General features: G+C 56.4%; 1 protein-coding gene. It reads right to left on the bottom strand.

Translation table 11 applies throughout. From position 1 onward, the window contains the following. Positions 1 to 868: 868 nt before the first annotated feature. Positions 869 to 1,810, bottom strand: a complete 942-nt coding sequence (locus HK26_RS09895) for a protein rep (RefSeq protein WP_257640959.1) — start codon at positions 1,808 to 1,810, stop codon at positions 869 to 871. Positions 1,811 to 2,111 lie beyond the last annotated feature (301 nt).

The following is a 2,111-nucleotide window of genomic DNA, read 5'->3' as shown; positions in this document are numbered from 1 at the left end:
CATTTTGCCCCCTAAACCACCCTCCAAATCACCCTCAAAAACGTCTGCGCTGACGGCTGTTGAAAGTCTCAATTTGAGACAGGTTTTGCAGTGTTACTGGTACGCAAAACTCACCCCGGCTGCGGGCGGTGCGGCGGCTCCGTCCTCGCCGGGGTGAGACAGCGAACACACCAGACGCCTAAAGGCGGCCTACGGCTGGCGCGTCCCACGCGCCATCTGATGCAGGCAGTCCCTTGTGCTGGGTAAGTGGCCTTTTTTGCTCAAGGCGGACGGAGTGAATGGATACATCACTCATTACCGGGCGGCATCATCGACTGGATGCAACAAATCCCCCCCCTTGAAGTCCTCGTTTGCCTGCTCAACCCCCTTGCGTCTGCGCCCCCATAGGGGGCTGTCGCTAACCCGGCTTCACAGCATCAGAACTACATCAGAACTACATCACTTTGGTTTCCTGATTGCATCAGGACTACATCACCTCAGCATCACCAAAAGAGATTTTCCATATACAAATGCACCCTTTTCGGTGCGGCCATTTTCAGAAACCGAAAGGTTTGCATTTGTATATGGAAACTGATGCTCGACTGTCCCGCTTGTGTCCCGGTAGCGGGGCGGACGTGTCCCGCTCCATCCCCTCCCGAACGGTAGTAAGGGCGCACTTATGCAAACTCTGTTTGCGTGCGTTTGGAACACCGTTGAGCCGCTGGCGAATAAGGCAGGATGTGAAGGGTGCACCCTTCACCTGTCCTGCCCAGACCTAAAGCCGCAAAAATCGGTGTTTATCGACATTTTGTGCAAAAAAAAGATGAGCAAAAGCCGCGTTTATCCGTCAAAGCCCGTCAAAAGCCACGTTATTCGATAAACAGCCGCACTACTCTGTTTTTGGCTCTGCATCGGCTTGCCGATACCGTCTGTATCGACGGTCAGCCGGGCGCCAGTTGAAGCCGACCCGCGAACCATCATCCTGACCGTCACCATCTGTCAGAGCGAGATCCTCGTCGCTCTCCTGACCGTCTCGCAGAAAGCCTTTGAGCAGTCCCCCGGTAGCGATGAACCGGAGCTTGTGAACCTGCCGCGTCAGCTCAAGAAACCATGCCGGGTCGGCGGTCATGTCCGAGGGCTTCACCGCATACTTGAGCGTCTCCGCCGCCGCCCGACGTAGTGCCTGGCTAACATCCCCATCCACTTCACCTGGACGAGCCTTAACCGTCCGCACATCCACACTCGGGGCATAGTTCAGGCGGGCTGTATCCCGCCACAACTCCACCCAGCGGGCCTGTTTGACGTAACTTTGCCCCCGAAAGTAGGACGGCGGCACCATCAGGAGCGCATGGAAATGCGGATGCGCCGACCCATCCCGGCCCCGTGTGACCTCTGTGGTGCGTATCCAGCCCTGCACCTGCCGGAACTCTGGACGTTTCACCAATCGGCCCCATGCGGCGTTCATGTCCTTCAGGACGGGCCGTAGAGCCTCTACAGGGCAATTCCGCACCGTTAGCGTCAGAAACAGCCAGCGGGCTTCCCTGTGGGCTTCTACGAGGCCGGGGAGTGCCTGAAAGAACCGGGCCTGCCACATGAGCGAACGTCTCCACTGACAGACGGGACAATGCCGCACCCGGCAAAACTGCGCTTCTCGCAGCCGGAGCATCATTTCCCCAGTTTCTGGGTCTGGGGTCTGCCCGAAGCGAAGAACGCCAGAGCACTTTCCTATGCGCTCGGCCAATCGCTCAAATTCGGACAGTTCGGAATAGATCGCCTGAACATCCGCAGCCCGTGCCCTGTGATCGTCCCACGGGGTATCCCGATGTGACAAATCGGAGAGAGCGGCATCTTGCCCTTGGCGTCTGTGCAGACGTTTGGTATAGTCTGTGCAGGTGCAGTGATGCACGGAAAAACCCCTGTTTTTTTGGTGTCTCGACAACTCCAAAACTAAGGGGTTTTTCTTTGACCTGTCAAATCCCAAAAAAACCGCAGTTGCTCTAGGCTCTCAGCCAGAAACACGACCGCGAATTATCCCTTAAGTATAAATACAAGGTATTTGGGGGTCATTTTGCCCCCTAAACCACCCTCCAAATCACCCTCAAAAACGTCTGCGCTGACGGCTGTTGAAAGTC

This window comes from Acetobacter okinawensis, from assembly GCF_002153655.1.
GTDB classification, from domain to species: domain Bacteria; phylum Pseudomonadota; class Alphaproteobacteria; order Acetobacterales; family Acetobacteraceae; genus Acetobacter; species Acetobacter okinawensis_A.
Note: the sequence above shows the minus strand (reverse complement) of the source record. Positions and strands in the feature narration are given on the sequence as shown.